This is a genomic window from Rhizobium sp. L51/94, assembly GCF_019355555.1.
GTDB lineage: Bacteria > Pseudomonadota > Alphaproteobacteria > Rhizobiales > Rhizobiaceae > Rhizobium > Rhizobium rhododendri.
Window position 1 is genome coordinate 3,456,095 of record NZ_CP072141.1, and the last position, 15,025, is coordinate 3,471,119.

The 15,025-nt window shown below is 59.8% G+C and carries 11 protein-coding genes; 3 read left to right on the forward strand and 8 right to left on the reverse strand.

Features of this window, described 5'->3' with window-relative positions:
* Positions 1-160: 160 nt before the first annotated feature.
* Complete coding sequence (gene urtA, locus J5274_RS16855) at positions 161-1,456, reverse strand: urea ABC transporter substrate-binding protein (RefSeq protein WP_142823504.1); 1,296 nt, start codon at positions 1,454-1,456, stop codon at positions 161-163.
* A 214-nt stretch (positions 1,457-1,670) separates the two neighbouring features.
* Between urtA and J5274_RS16860 the strand changes: the two genes are divergently transcribed.
* Genes J5274_RS16860 through J5274_RS16870 form a run of 3 tightly spaced genes read left to right on the forward strand, consistent with a single transcriptional unit; the run spans position 1,671 to position 6,624 of the window.
* Entirely contained in the window at positions 1,671-5,057 is a 3,387-nt protein-coding gene (locus J5274_RS16860; RefSeq protein WP_142823505.1) for an ATP-binding protein, read from the forward strand.
* A complete protein-coding gene (locus tag J5274_RS16865; protein WP_142823506.1) occupies positions 5,050-5,973 on the forward strand; it encodes a response regulator in 924 nt (307 codons plus the stop codon). The genes J5274_RS16860 and J5274_RS16865 overlap by 8 nt, the downstream gene beginning before the upstream one ends.
* Positions 5,974-6,015: 42 nt before the next feature.
* Positions 6,016-6,624, forward strand: a complete 609-nt coding sequence (locus tag J5274_RS16870) for an AAA family ATPase (protein WP_142823507.1) — start codon at positions 6,016-6,018, stop codon at positions 6,622-6,624.
* 1 nt (position 6,625) lies between these two features.
* Here J5274_RS16870 and J5274_RS16875 read toward each other — a convergent pair whose 3' ends face one another.
* From J5274_RS16875 to J5274_RS16905, 7 genes are all read right to left on the reverse strand, one after another.
* Positions 6,626-7,750, reverse strand: coding sequence for a branched-chain amino acid ABC transporter substrate-binding protein (locus J5274_RS16875; RefSeq protein ID WP_111222527.1), 1,125 nt, complete (start codon positions 7,748-7,750; stop codon positions 6,626-6,628).
* A 118-nt stretch (positions 7,751-7,868) separates the two neighbouring features.
* Entirely contained in the window at positions 7,869-8,222 is a 354-nt protein-coding gene (locus J5274_RS16880; protein WP_111222526.1) for a DUF6867 family protein, read from the reverse strand.
* A 23-nt stretch (positions 8,223-8,245) separates the two neighbouring features.
* Positions 8,246-8,974: an ABC transporter ATP-binding protein gene (locus J5274_RS16885; protein ID WP_142823508.1), complete on the reverse strand. Its 729-nt coding sequence runs from the start codon at positions 8,972-8,974 to the stop codon at positions 8,246-8,248.
* A gap of 1 nt (position 8,975) precedes the next feature.
* On the reverse strand, positions 8,976-9,839 hold the full coding sequence (locus J5274_RS16890) for an ABC transporter ATP-binding protein (protein WP_142823509.1): 864 nt from the start codon (positions 9,837-9,839) through the stop codon (positions 8,976-8,978).
* A complete protein-coding gene (gene livM / locus J5274_RS16895) occupies positions 9,839-11,230 on the reverse strand; it encodes a high-affinity branched-chain amino acid ABC transporter permease LivM (RefSeq protein ID WP_142823510.1) in 1,392 nt (463 codons plus the stop codon). Before livM ends, J5274_RS16890 begins: the two co-directional genes overlap by 1 nt.
* Before the next feature lie 4 nt (positions 11,231-11,234).
* Positions 11,235-12,137 carry a branched-chain amino acid ABC transporter permease gene (locus J5274_RS16900; protein ID WP_142823511.1) on the reverse strand — a complete coding sequence of 301 codons (903 nt, stop codon included), beginning with the start codon at positions 12,135-12,137 and terminating at the stop codon, positions 11,235-11,237.
* Positions 12,138-12,444: 307 nt separating this feature from the next.
* Complete coding sequence (locus J5274_RS16905) at positions 12,445-14,871, reverse strand: FAD-dependent oxidoreductase (RefSeq protein WP_219274689.1); 2,427 nt, start codon at positions 14,869-14,871, stop codon at positions 12,445-12,447.
* Positions 14,872-15,025: the final 154 nt, after the last annotated feature.

Below are 15,025 nucleotides of genomic sequence, written 5' to 3' on the forward strand. Positions count from 1 at the left end.
GTAAAGCTGGGCTTTCCCTTCTCCCCCTCGGGGAGAAGGTGGCCCGAAGGGTCGGATGAGGGGGCACGGCAGAGAAGCCCCCTCATCGTCTCGCATTCGCTCGACACTTCTCCCCGACGGGGAGAAGGGGGAGAGATCCCCCTTACGTGCCTTGTCCAAATTACATGCCCTTGCCACCGCACTTGCCGGTAGCGACGTTGAAGTTGCCGCAGGACATTGGCTTGCGCCAATCGGAGATCAGGTCCTTGGAGTCGGGCAGGTAGTCCGACCATTCGTCGCCAACAACAGCAGGCGTCTGCTGGACGATGTCGAACTGGCCGTTGCCCTGGATTTCACCGATCAATACTGGCTTGGTGATGTGGTGGTTCGGCATGACGGTGGCATAGCCGCCCGACAGGTTCGGAACGGTCGTGCCGATGATCGTGTCGAGCACCTTGTCGGTGTCGGTGGAGCCGGCAGCCTGGACAGCCTTAACCCAGGCGTTGAAGCCGATATAGGCGGCTTCCATCGGGTCGTTGGTAACGCGCTTGTCATTCTTGGTGTAGGCGTGCCACTGCTTGATGAAAGCCTTGTTGGCAGGCGTTTCAACGGATTCGAAGTAGTTCCAGGCGGCGAGATGGCCGACCAGCGGCTTGGTGTCGAGACCGGCCAGTTCTTCTTCGCCGACCGAGAAGGCGATGACCGGGATGTCGGTGGCCTTGATGCCCTTGTTGCCGAGTTCCTTGTAGAACGGCACGTTGGCGTCGCCGTTGATCGTCGAGACGACGGCGGTCTTCTTGCCGCCCGAACCGAAATCCTTGATCTTGGAGACTTCAGTCTGCCAATCGGAGAAGCCGAACGGCGTGTAGTTGGTCATGATGTCTTCTTTCGGAATACCCTTGGAAATCAGGTAAGCCTCGAGAATCTTGTTGGTGGTGCGCGGATAAACATAGTCGGTGCCTTCGAGAACGAAGCGCTTTACGCCTTCCTTCTGCATCAGGTAGTCGACGGCCGGGATCGCCTGCTGGTTAGGCGCGGCGCCTGTGTAGATGATGTTGCGCGAGGATTCTTCGCCTTCATACTGGACCGGGTAGAACAGCAGCGAGTTCAGTTCCTCGAATACAGGCAGAACCGACTTGCGGGACGAGGATGTCCAGCAACCGAATACGGCTGAAACCTTGTCCTTCTGGATCAGCTCGCGGGCCTTTTCGGCAAACAGCGGCCAATCGGAGGCGGGATCGACGACGACGGCTTCGAGCTTCTTGCCGAGAAGGCCACCCTTCTTGTTCTGCTCGTCGATGAGCATCAGCATGGCATCCTTGAGAGTGGTCTCGGAGATGGCCATGGTGCCGGAAAGCGAATGAAGAATGCCGACCTTGATCGTGTCGTCCGCAGCATAGGCGGCGCCGTTGAACAAAGCCGACGTCGACAGGACGGTACCGATAACGGCACCCGTGACGTAGTTCTTGAAATTCATTGTTTTATCCCCTCTTCGAATTCGACAACACCGGCGAAAACCCGCCGTTAACTGTTGCTTGAGGGACTATGGTTTGGCGCGGGAGAAAACCGTATACGCAATTTGACGTAGGCGGTGGGCGAAACGTGCATCCTTTGCGTCGCGCCGCTTTAAGGCCGAGGATGAACCGTGTTAGCTATCCTCACAGCAAATCGCAGAGGACGTCGACAAAGGCATGGCCGCACGCCAACGCATCATCCCCGTCAGGCGCGAATATAATCGCTGGGTCGCCAACCAGACGCTGGAAGACTACGCCCTGCGCTTTACCGCCAAGAGCGCCCGGCAATTCTCCTCGGCGCGGATTTCGCAGACGGCTATCGGCGCCATCTCGTTCCTGGCGCTGGAGGCAATCGGCGGCGCCATCACGCTCTCCTACGGCACGACCAACGCCTTCTACGCCATCATCGTCGCCAGCCTCGTCATGCTCGGCATCGGCCTGCCGATCAGCCGTTACGCCATCCGCCACGGCGTCGACATCGACCTTCTCACCCGCGGTGCCAGTTTTGGCTATATCGGCTCGACCGTCACCTCGCTGATCTATGCCAGCTTCACCTTCATGCTGTTTGCCATCGAGGCATCGATCATGTCCGGTGCGCTTGAACTGACGCTCGGGATCCCGCTGTGGATCGGTTATATCATCAGCGCCTGCATGGTGATCCCGTTGGTCACTCACGGGGTCCGCCTTATCAGCCGCTTCCAGCTTCTGACCCAGCCCTTCTGGATCGTCCTGAATGTCCTGCCCTTCGTGTTCATCGCCTTTTCCGACTGGGAAAAGTTCGATATCTGGCGGGCCTTTGCCGGCCTCGACCGGCCATCCTCTTCCGGCACCCTTGCGCCCTTCAACCTGATCGATTTCGGCGCTGCCTCGGCTGTCATCCTCGCGCTGATTTCGCAGATCGGCGAACAGGCGGATTTTCTGCGCTTCCTGCCGCCGGAAGGCCATCGCAAGCTTCGCCACCGGCTGGCGATCTTTCTTGCCGGTCCCGGCTGGGTGATCATCGGCGCGCCGAAGCTGCTGGCCGGCTCGTTCCTTGTCGTGCTGACGCTGAGCGCCGGCGTGCCGCCCGACCGTGCCGCCGACCCGGCCCAGATGTATCTCACAGCATTTGGCTACATGATCCCCTGGCACAATGCAGCGTTGCTGCTGATGGTCGCCTTCGTGATGGTCTCGCAGCTGAAGATCAACGTCATGAACGCCTATGCCGGCTCGCTGGCCTGGTCGAATTTCTTCTCGCGCCTGACCCATAGCCATCCCGGCCGCGTCATCTGGCTGGTGTTCAACGTCGCCATCGCGCTGCTACTGATGGAGCTTGGCATTTACCGGCTGCTGGAAGAGACGCTCGGCATCTTCTCGATCATCTCCATGGCCTGGCTCTGCACGATTTCGGCGGACCTGTTCATCAACAAGCCGCTCGGCCTCGCCCCAGAAGGCATCGAGTTCAAGCGCGCCCATCTCTACGACATCAACCCAGTCGGCCTTGGCGCCATGACCCTGTCGGCCGGCATCGCATTGACGGCGCATTTCGGCCTGTTCGGCGCAGTCGCCGCATCGCTTGCTCCCTACATCACCCTGATCGTAGCGCTGGTCGCCTCGCCTGCCATCGCCTGGGCCACCAAGGGCAAGTTCTACCTCGCGCGCAAACCGCGCCAGAGCTGGAAGAACCTCACCGATATCACCTGCTCGATCTGCGAGCACCCGTTCGAGCCGGAGGACATGGCCTGGTGCCCCGCCTACGCGGCGCCGATCTGTTCGCTTTGCTGCTCGCTCGACAGCCGCTGTCACGACATGTGCAAGCCGAACGCCAATCTCAACGCCCAGATCGGCACCGTCGCCCGCGCAGTGCTGCCGGCGACGGTCATCGCCAAGCTGACAACGAGGCTAGGGCGCTATGGCATCGCCGTCGTGCTGGCGCTCGGTGCCGTCGGCGTCATCCTCGCCCTCATCGCCCACCAGGTATCCTCCGCATCGCCGGAGACGGCCGAAGTGGTCAACCGCACCATCCTGATCGTCTTCTTCGTCTTCGCCGTCATCGCTGGCATCGTCTGCTGGTTCTACGTGCTGGCCCATGACAGCCGCGTCGTTGCCGAAGAGGAATCATCGCGACAGAACACGCTGCTGCTGAAGGAAATCGCCGCCCACAAGAAGACCGACGCGGCGCTACAGACCGCCAAGGAAACAGCTGAAAGCGCCAACCGTGCCAAGAGCCGCTATGTCGTAGGCCTCAGCCACGAATTGCGCACCCCGCTCAACGCCGTGCTCGGCTACGCCCAGATCCTCGAGCGCGACGAAACGATACCGGCGCCGCGCCAATCCTCGATCCGCGTGATACGGCGCAGCGCCGAGCACCTGTCGGGGCTGATCGACGGACTGCTCGATATTTCGAAAATCGAGGCCGGTCGCCTGCAGGTCTATTCGAACGAGATCAACATCCGCGATTTCCTCGACCAGATCATCGACATGTTTCGGCCGCAGGCACAGGCAAAAGGCCTCACCTTCATCCATGAGCGCGCCGCCTCCCTGCCGGATTACGTCCGCACCGACGAGAAGCGGCTGCGGCAGATCCTCGTCAACCTGCTGTCCAACGCCATAAAATTCACAGACCGGGGAACGGTGCGCTTCGACGTCGGCTATCGTAGCCAGGTGGCCACATTCTCGCTTTCCGACACAGGACGCGGCATCGCCGAGAAGGACCTCGGACGCATCTACGAGCCGTTCCAGCGTGGCGAGGCAGAAACCGTCCGGCCGATGCCGGGCCTCGGCCTCGGCCTGACCATCACCCAGCTCCTCACCAACACCCTGGGCGGCGAGATTTCGGTGACCAGCGAAAAGGATGTCGGCTCGACCTTCAAGGTGCGGCTGATGCTGTCCGCCGTGCAGCGGCAGATGAAGCCCGTGCCGCAGGAGCGCAAGATCGTCGGCTATGACGGCTCGAGGCGGACGATCGTTGTCGTCGATGACAACGAGGATCATCGGGAGATGATGCGCGAGATTTTGGTGCCGCTCGATTTCGTTGTCCTGACCGCCGTCAGCGGCCCGGATTGCCTGACACTGATCGAAGGCATCAAGCCCGATCTTTTCCTTGTCGACATCTCGATGCCCGGCATGAACGGCTGGCAACTGGTGGCAAGGCTGCGCGAAAGCGGACAGGCGGGACCGATCCTTATGCTCTCGGCCAATATAGGCGATGGAACCGCTGGTCGAGAAAACAGCAGCGGCCACGACGACGCCATCAGCAAGCCGGTCGATATCCGGCAATTGCGCGACCGGCTGGCGCTACATCTCGGCCTCAAATGGATCTATGCCGACACCGTTGCAGCCCCTGCAATTAAGGCACCGCTGCCAATGAAGAGCCCCGGCCTCGATCATATCGGAGAGTTGATAAGCCTTGCCGAAATCGGCTATATCAGGGGCATTGAGGCAAAGCTTGCAGATATCGCCAGGCTGCCCGAGAACCAGCCTTTCATCGATGCTCTCCGGGTTTATGTCCAGGCCTTCGATCTGACCGGCTTTCTGGCATTCCTGCGTGAATTCGACATCGAAAAGGTAGAACCGATTGGCTGAACCCGCCCTGCCCCGCGACATCGTTCTGCTCGTGGATGACTCGCCGGAAGCCCTCGGATTTCTGACCGAAGCGCTCGAACAATCGGGCTTTTCCGTTCTGATCGCCACTTCCGGTCCGGCGGCGCTCGCCATCGTCGAGCGTATCACGCCCGACCTTATCCTGCTCGATGCCGTTATGCCCGATATGGACGGTTTCGAAACTTGCCGCCGGCTAAAGGCGAATTCCGGCATTTCGCAGGTGCCGGTGATCTTCATGACGGGGCTGACCGAGACCGAGCACGTCGTCCACGCGCTGGAATCCGGTGGCGTCGATTATCTTACCAAGCCGATCAATATCGACGAGTTGCGCGCCCGCATCCGCGTTCATCTGCGCAATGCCCGCTCGGCGCAAAGTGCAAGGGTGGCGCTCGATGCCGCCGGCCGCCACCTGCTCGCCGTCAGAGGCGATGGCAGCATCCACTGGTCGACGCCGCAGGCAACGCGATTGGTCAATGCCGCCACCGGCAGCGACGATGGCCTGGAGCTTGTCGTGGCTGAAATCAGCGGCTTCATGCGAAAAGGCGGGCGCACCCTTCCCACTCGCGACAACGTTCTGTCCATCAGCCCCAACGGCCATGCAGCGCTGCAACTGGCTTTTCTCGGCACGATTGGTCCTGACGAGCACCTGTTCCGGCTGACCGCTGCACGGCAACATGCCGACGACAGCGTGCTGCGCCAGCATTTTTCCCTCACCCAGCGCGAATCCGAAGTGCTGCTGTGGATCGCCAAGGGCAAGGCCAACCGCGACATCGGCGAAATCCTCGGCCTTTCCGCCCGCACGGTAAACAAGCATCTGGAGCAGATCTACGTCAAGCTCGGCGTCGAGAACCGCGCCTCGGCAGCCGTCAAGGCGGCCCATGTGCTGCGCGAGATGTAGCGACGCAATCGATCCTCCATTTTGCAAGCAAGGACCAGCACGATGAACTACCGTGTCGTTCTCTCCGGCTGCTCAGGCGGCGGCAAATCAACCCTACTCGCCGAACTGCAGCGTCTCGGCCACAGTGTTATTGAGGAGCCAGGCCGGAAGATCGTCGCCGAGGAGCGACAGGGCGAGGGCAAAGCCCTGCCCTGGGTCGATCTCGCAGCATTTGCGCGGCGCGCCATGGTGATGGCCAAGAGCGACTGGAACACTGCCAGCCAACTTGAAGGCTGGGTGTTCTTCGACCGTGGTCTTGTGGATGCCGCCGCAGCGCTGGCATACGCGACTGACGAAAAAACGCTTTTGCCACTCATCGACGGCTGGCGCTACCACCATCAGGTTTTCCTGACGCCTCCGTGGCAAGAAATCTTTCAGACCGATACTGACCGCCGCCATGCGTTTGACGATGCCGTGCGGGAATACGAGCGCCTTCTGATCGCTTATTCGAGGCTCGGATATGAAGCCGTCGTCCTGCCGAGATTGTCTGTGACAGAGCGTGTCCGCTTCGTGTTGGAAACGCTGTCGCCATTCGGCGACACGACGTCTCCGGTCGAAAACGGAAAAGGCCCGGACGAGCCGGGCCTTCCCAAAATCAGCGACAGAAAATGAGTTACTTCACGTCCTGCGGGAAGTAGCTGATCTTGCCGTCGGGGCCCTTCTTCCATTCGTACATGATGTAGCCTGGGATCTTCGGGTCGCCCTTGGCGTCGAACGAGATATCGCCGAGAACGGTTGAGAACGGACCCTTTTCGTGCATGGCCTTGGCAACGGTTTCAGCGTCAACCGAAGCAGCAGCCTTGGCAGCGGCAGCGATCGTCTGAACGGCAGCATACGAGTAGAGCGTGTATGCTTCCGGGTTGAAGCCGGCAGCCTTGAACTTCGCAACGAGGTCCTTGTTGGCCGGGTTCAATGTCGGATCTGGACCGAAGGTGTTCAGCGTGCCGATGACGGCGTCGCCAGCGATCGAAGCCAGTTCGTTCGAAACGATACCGTCGCCCGAAACGAGTGTGGCCTTGACGCCCTGGTCGGCAGCCTGGCGGATGATCAGGCCGGCTTCCGTGTGCAGGCCACCCCAATAGATGATCGAGACGCCGGCTTCCTTCATCTTGGCGATGAGGGCCGAGAAGTCCTTGTCGCCGACGTTGATGCCTTCGTACATGACTTCCGTCATGCCGGCGGTGTTCAACGCCTTCTTGGTTTCATCGGCGAGACCCTGACCGTATGGGGTCTTGTCGTGAATGATGGCGATCTTCTTGTCCTTGAAATGGGCAGCGAGATAGGCGCCGGCAACGCCGCCCTGCTGGTCGTCGCGACCGCAGGTACGGAAGGTGTTCCACAGGCCGCGTTCCGTGAAGGTCGGGTTGGTCGCGGCAGGCGTGATTTCGAGAATGCCGTTTTCGGCATAGACTTCCGATGCCGGGATGGAAACGCCCGAGTTGAAGTGACCAACGACGTACTTGACGCCATCGGCAACGAACTTGTTGGCAACCGAGATGCCCTGCTTCGGATCGGAAACGTCGTCGCCGAGTTCGATCTTGATCTTTTCGCCATTGATGCCGCCGGCAGCATTGATGTCTGCTGCGGCCTGTTCGGCACCCTTCTGGAGCTGTGCACCGAAGGCTGCGTTCGGACCGGTCAGGGGACCACCGACGCCAATGATGATATCGGCCCATGCAGTACCGCTGAAAGCGACGAGCGCCGTCAGAGCCACTGCCGAAAGAAGAGATTTCTTCATATTATTACTCCCAATTTTTGGGCGGGGACCGGTCAAGAACCCAACGCATTACCCACCATTGTCCGCGTCGGGGAAGCTGTTCCACTCCAGGCAATTCATGCCCAGTTTCAACGGGCTGTCAATGTTTGTCCTTCCACGAAAACGCGGAAGTCCGTTCGTACAGCCAGTAATAGTTGTTGACCATCTGATTGGTGCGGCGATAGCGGAAACCGGCCATCGAAACGATCAGGAGGACAACGAAATCGATGCCGAAATACAAGGCGCTTAGCATGGGCCCATCGAAGAGCGCATGGTGCAGAAACTGCATCACCCAGGCCAGGAGAAACGTATAGGCGATGACCAGGCCGTAGCCATCCCAGTTCTCGGCAACAGCCCTGCCGGCCCGCGACGCGGTCCACAGGCCGAGCAGCAAGACGAGGCCCCGTATGATCATCCGCACGCCGGTGTCGGGCTCGAAGAAAAGTCCCTGCATAGTAAAGCTCCCCTTCTGTCGGCTTAATGCCGGCCGCCTTCGAGATAGGCCGCGCGGACTTCCGGATTGGCAAGCAGTTCCCTGCCGGAGCCGCTCATCGTCACCTTGCCGTTGACCATCACATAGGCCCGATGCGAAAGTTTCAGGGCTGCGAATGCGTTCTGTTCGACGAGGAAAACCGTCAGGCCTTCCTTCTCGTTCAGCTGCTTGATCGTCTCGAAGATGCCCTTGACGATCAGCGGTGCGAGACCGAGCGACGGTTCGTCCAGCAACAGCAGCTTCGGGCGGGCCATCAGCGCGCGGCCGATAGACAACATCTGCTGCTCGCCACCCGACAGTGTCCCGCCGCGCTGCGCATGGCGCTCCTTGAGGCGTGGGAACATCGTGAAGATCTTCTCGACGTCTTCCTTAAAGTATTTGAGATCGTCCAGGCCTGCGCCCATCTGGAGGTTTTCCATGACTGTCATGCGCGGAAAGATGCGACGACCTTCCGGTGACTGGGCGATGCGCAGCCGGGCGATCTCGTGCATCGGCAGCTTCGTGATGTCGCGGCCTTCGTAGATGATCGAGCCGGAGCGCGCCTGCGGACTGCCGCAGATGGTCATCATCAGCGTCGATTTGCCGGCACCGTTGGCACCGATCAGGCTGACGATTTCGCCGCTGTTGACGTAAACATCGACGCCGGCGAGCGCGCGGATATTGCCATAGTAGGTTTCGACGTTCTGGACGTGAAGCAAGGGTTGGGTTGTCATGTTACTGGGCGCCCCCTTCGAGGTGCTCGACTTCGGCGATCACGTCTTCCACTTCGTCGTCCTCGACGCCGAGATAGGCGGCAATCACCCTCGGGTCGTTCTTGACGTGGTCAGGCGTGCCGTCGGAAATCTTCTGGCCATATTCGAGAACGATGACGTGGTCGGAGATCTCCATCACCACGGACATGTCATGCTCGATCAGCAGGATCGACGTCCCGGTTTCGGCGCGGATGGCACGCAGCAATGCGTTCAGCACCGCCGATTCCCGCGGGTTCAAGCCTGCTGCCGGTTCATCGAGGCAAAGCAGCTCCGGCTCTGTGCACATAGCACGGGCGATTTCCAGACGACGCTGGGCGCCATAGGGCAGATCGCCGGCAGGATCGTCGGCGCGTTCGATCAGATCGGCCTTCTCCAGCCAGAAGCGGGCCAGTTCGATCGCCTTCTTGGCTTCCCGGCTGTATCCGCCGATGCCGAGCAGGCCGAGGATCGTGTAGCCGGAAGCCTTCATCAGCTTGTTGTGCTGCGCCACCAGCAGGTTTTCCAGCACGGTCAGGCCGGAAAACAACCTGATATTCTGGAATGTGCGGGCGACCTTGGCTTCGCGGGTGATGCGGAAATCCGGCAACCGCTCGAGCTGGAAGGTCTTCCCGCTCTTCTGGTTCATGGTGATCATCCCCATCGTCGGCTTGTAGAAACCGGTGATGCAGTTGAACACGGTGGTCTTGCCGGCACCGTTGGGGCCGATCAGTGCTGTGATATTGCCGCGCTTGGCCTCGAAGGAGAAGTCGTTGATGGCCATCAGGCCGCCGAACTTCATCGACAGGTGCTCGACCTTGAGAAGCGTTTCGCTGGACAGGGTGTTCATCAGCCGTGTCCCTCCTTGGTAAAGCTGCCGGAAACTGACTTGCTTTCTTTCAGGAAGGCCGTCGGCGAGCGAGACCCGACAAAGCCGCGTGGCTTGAAGAGCATCACGATCACCATGGCCAGCCCGAACAGCAGCATGCGGTAAAGTTCAGGGGTGAAATCGGGACCGAAGATCGCTTTCAGGAAGTCGAGTTCGCGCAGGATTTCCGTGCCGCCGACCATGACGACGGCAGCGATGGCAATCCCGGTCAGCGATCCCATGCCGCCGAGGACGACGATGGCAAGGATGACGGCCGATTCCAGGAACACGAAGGACTCCGGCGAGACGAAGCCTTGGCGGGCGGCGAAGAACGATCCGGCGAAGCCACCGAACATCGCGCCTGTTGCAAACGCCGTCAGCTTGGTCGTCACCGTGTTGATACCGAGCGAACGGCAGGCGATTTCGTCTTCGCGCAAGGCTTCCCAGGCACGGCCGATCGGCATGCGACGCAAGCGGATGGTGACATAGGCGGTCAGCATGCAGAGCGCCAGGATCAGGTAGAACAGGAAGATCTTGTAATAGGCGGACGAAATCGGCAGGTCGAACATCTTGGCAAAACCGGTCGACGTTGCGTCGAACTTGATGCCGAACAGCGTCGCCTTCGGGATACCGGAGATACCGAACGTGCCCTTGGTAACCTCGGTCCAGTTGATCAGCACCAGGCGGATGATTTCACCGAAGGCAAGCGTGACGATCGCGAGGTAGTCGCCGCGCAAGCGCAGCACCGGAAAGCCGAGGATGACGCCCCACAAGGCAGCGAAGATACCAGACAGCGGCAGCAGCAGCCAGAATGACAGGCCGAAATGTGTCGAGAGAAGCGCGTAGGAATAGGCGCCAACGGCGTAGAAAGCCACGTAGCCAAGGTCGAGAAGTCCGGCAAGGCCGACAACGATGTTGAGACCCCAGGCTAGCATGACGTAGATAAGGATCTGGATACCGAAGTTATCGACGTAGAGTAGCGAGCCCTGCGCGCCCACGAGGCCGACGACGATCATCGGATAGAGGATCATCAGAACCAGTGCGGCCTTGAGAAAGTGCTTTTGAAGAAAGGTCTTTTCCGTCGATATTGCGAGTTCGCCGGCGCGCGCCTTGCTGAGCTTGCGCTCGTCGAGGTGCGGGCGGAGGAAGACGATGACGGCAAAGCGGCCAACGGCGGCGATGGCGACGAATATCGCCAGCAAGCCCCAACGCTGGACGATGATCAACTCGTTGTGGATGTTCTGGTCGGTTTTGAGGCCGATGTAGAGAACGAACATGCCGAACGAGATGAGGGCGGCAAAAAAGGCTTCGATGAGGCCTCTCCGGATCAGGCCCGAGGAGGTCTTGCCGGTATCGGTGGTCGCATTTGCCATGTTATTAAACCTTCTCGACTTCAGGCCGTCCGAGGATACCAGTCGGCTTGAAGATCAGCACGAAGGCCAGGATCGCAAAGGTTGCGACGTCTTTGTATGCGATGGTGAAATAGGCAGACCATAGCGACTCGATGAGGCCGATGAGCACCCCGCCAAGCACAGCCCCCGGGAGGGAACCGATCCCGCCGAGAACCGCCGCGGTGAAAGCCTTGACGCCGGGGGTGAAGCCATCGGTGAACGAGGCCACACCGTAATACATGAGGTACATGGTACCCGCGACGGCAGCGAGCGCTGCGCCCATGATGAAGGTGATGGAAATCGTCTGATCGACGTTGATGCCAAGCAGCGCGGCCATCTTGCGGTCTTGTTCGGTGGCGCGCTGGGCACGACCGAGCGCTGTGAACTTGACGATGTACCAGAACACAGCCAGCAGCACTGCTGTGATGATCAGGATGATGATCTGCTTCAGCGATACGGAGATGCCTGCAATGGTATAGACGTCACGCACAAGCGCGGGGATAGGCTTGTTGCGCGGGCCCTGGGCAACCTGGATGAAGTTCGACAGGGTGATGGACATGCCGATCGCGGTGATCAGCGGCGCCAGGCGGAACGATCCGCGCAATGGCCTGTAGGCAACGCGCTCGATGACCCAGTTCCAGAGGCTGACGACCAGCATGGCGACGACCATCATTATCAGCAGGATAACGGCGACCGGCAACCCGATGAAGATCGATGTCAGCACCAGATAGACGATGAGAGCAGCAAACCCGCCCAGCATGAAGACGTCACCGTGGGCAAAATTGATCATGCCGACAATGCCGTAAACCATCGTATAGCCAATGGCGATGAGGCCATAGATGGACCCAAGAGTCAGCCCGTTAAGGAGCTGCTGGATAAAGTACTCCATATATCTCTTTCCCCTGGACGCGAATTTTTTTCGCGTCTCTTATTGGTTAACGTTTGCCTGCAAAAGAGGCATCCATTCCTCAAAATCCATAGCGCTTTCGGCGCGAATGTGAAGACAAAAATACAGTACGTTGATAAATTCTTTTCAGAAAATGAGGGATTGGCGCATTTTAATCCACAGGATGGTCAAAAAAAGCACGCTCCGGCTGAAAAATAACCACTGGTGCGCGTAAAAGCATTTTAGGCTGAAAATATTCAAACAGAAACGGGCCCCGCGAGGCCCGTTCGACAGCAAAGCTCAGTGACAATCAGGACCGCATGCGCGAGCCGTCGGCGTCGAACAGCGGCGCAGACTGAAGGCTCGCCGGCAGCAATTCGCTGAGCAATTCGATCGACCAACCCTCTGTCTCATCCGCGATTTCCTTCGGAACGTAGCCGAGCGCCACCGAGACACCGGAGCCATGGGCAAACCCGCCAGATGTCACCCAGCCCTTCACCTCTCCCTGGTAATAGATCGGCTCGTCGCCGATGACGTCAGCATCCCTAGCCGAAAGGATGAAGGTTTTCAGCCGCATAGAGCCGCCTTCCGCCTTTTCCCTGGCCGCCGCCTGCTTGCCAACGAAATCGGCGCCCTTCGACAGAGCCACGAATCGACCGAGGCCTGCCTCGTAAGGACCGTAAAGTGGCCGGTATTCGCGCGACCAGCTGCCATAGGATTTTTCGAGACGCAACGCATTGAGGGCGCGAAGTCCAAACAACCCGATGCCGTACTCTTTCCCCGCCTCCATGATGAGATCGAAAAGATAGTTCTGGTACTCCGGCTTCATCCACAGCTCATAGCCGAGATCGCCGGTATAGGAGACGCGACCGACGATGGCCGGCGCCATGCCGATATCCATTCGCCTGATTTCCATGAACGGGAACGCGGCGTCGGAGATGTCCTGATGAGTAAGCTTTTCCAGCAGCTTTCTGGCATTGGGTCCGGCAATCGACAGGCCGAGCAGCGACAGGCCGAGCGCTTTGAGTTCGACTGAGCCGTCGTTCGGCAGACGATCCTCGAACCAGCGCATGTGGTAGGATTCGGCGACGCCGGAGCCGATGAGCAGAAAATCTCCCTCTCCGAGCTTGGCCAGCGTGAAATCGCCGATCAGCTTGCCGTCGTCCTTCAGCATCGGCGCCAGCGTCATGCGGCCGATGGCGGGCATGCGGCAGGTGAGCAGGCCGTCCAGCCAGCCTTCGGCGCCGGCTCCAGTGACCGTATACTTGGCAAAGCCGGATGTCTCCATCATGCCGACGCTCTCGCGCACCGCCTTGGCTTCGGCGCCGACCACGTCGAAATCGTTCGAACGCCGCCATGAGAACGCATCCTCCTCGCCTGCAGGCGCAAACCACAGGGCCTGCTCCAGTCCGTAGTAAGCGCCGAACACGCCGCCGGCAGCTTTCAGCTTGTCGTAGATCGGCGTCGTCAGCAGCGGCCGGCCGGCCGGCAATTCCTCATTCGGATAGCGGATGGAGAAGCGGCGCTGGTAGTTTTCGCGCACCTTGGCATTGGTATAGGCAAGCGTCGCATAATCGCCGTAGCGAGAGACATCCATGGCGAAGACGTCAAAACCCGGGTCGCCGTAGATCATCCAGTTGGCAAGCGCCAGACCGACGCCGCCACCCTGGCTGAAGCCGGCCATGACAGCGCAGGCCGACCAGTAATTGGTCATGCCGCGCACCCGACCGACCAGCGGGTTTCCATCCGGCGAGAAGGTGAAGGGACCGTTGATGATCTTCTTGATGCCGGCATTGTTGAAAGCCGGGAAATGCCGGAAGCCGACTTCGAGCTCGGGCGTGATCCGCTCGATGTCCTCGGCAAGCAACTCGTGGCCGAAATCCCAGGGCGTATTCAGCGGCGACCAAGGCCGACAGGCCTTTTCATAGGTGCCCATCAGCATGCCCTGCCGCTCCTGGCGGAGATAGATCTCGCCATCGAAATCGACGCAGTGCATCAGTTCCTTGCCGGTCGCGGCATTGAAGTCGGTGACTTCCTTCATGTCCTCGGTGATGAGGTACATGTGCTCCATGGCAAGAACCGGCAGCTCGATGCCGACCATGCGGCCGACTTCACGAGCCCAGAGGCCACCGCAGTTGACGACATGCTCGGCGATGATCTCGCCCTGGTTCGTGATCACCCGCCAGCAGCCGTCCTCGCGCTGAACGAGATCCTCGACCTTGGTGTGGAGGTAGATGTCTGCGCCGTTCTTCTTGGCGGACTTGGCATAGGCATGCGTCGTGCCGTAGGGGTCGAGATGACCTTCGACAGGATCGTAGAGCGCACCGACGAACTGGTCGGGATCGAGAAGCGGCATCATCTCGTGCGCCTCTTTCGGCGACAGCAGCGTCGCCTCGAGCCCGTTGTAGCGACCCTTGGCAAGGATGGACTTCAGCCAGTCGAACCGCTGCGGCGTTGCCGCCAGCATCAGGCCGGAGGTCATGTGCAAGCCGATATCCTGGCCGGAATACTCCTGGATTTCCTTGTAGAGTTCGACCGTGTATTTCTGCAACTTGGCGACATTCGGATCGCCGTTGATCGTGTGCATGCCGCCAGCCGCATGCCAGGTCGAGCCGGATGTCAGCTCCGAGCGCTCCAGCAGAACCACGTCGGTCCAGCCGAATTTCGTCAGATGGTAGAGGACCGAACATCCGACGACACCGCCGCCGATGACGACGACCTTCGTATGGCTTTTCATGGATAATCTCCGGTTGCATGCGCGAGATGGTAGCGCAATCGAAACAGTCTGGAATGGGTTGGCGTGCGATGCCGGCGAAAGGATGTTCGGCAAGGCAATCCCCGCCGAAAAACTCCCTTCGATCCGTCGAATTGAGGATCAGCCTAGAGGCAAA